This is a genomic window from Flavobacterium sp. UBA7680, from assembly GCF_002482975.1.
In the GTDB taxonomy this organism is placed as follows: domain Bacteria; phylum Bacteroidota; class Bacteroidia; order Flavobacteriales; family Flavobacteriaceae; genus Flavobacterium.
This window is the reverse complement of record NZ_DLHA01000044.1, coordinates 17,154-17,455: the sequence shown is the minus strand read 5'-3', so window position 1 is coordinate 17,455 and position 302 is coordinate 17,154.

Genomic DNA, 302 nt, shown 5'->3' with positions numbered 1-302 from the left:
TTTGACTTATTGATAAACACCAAGGTGCGGATTCTTCAATTGGTAGTTTTTGTTGTGATTTGCTTTCAAAATGTATCTTTGACTTATTGATAAACACCCAGTTCGTTTTATTTCACCATCAATCGAATGTTGTGATTTGCTTTCAAAATGTATCTTTGACTTATTGATAAACACCAACTGTAATTTGATAGAATGATTTAATAGCGTTGTGATTTGCTTTCAAAATGTATCTTTGACTTATTGATAAACACCGGTGCAAATGGTTACAGTCAATTACGTTTAGTTGTGATTTGCTTTCAAAA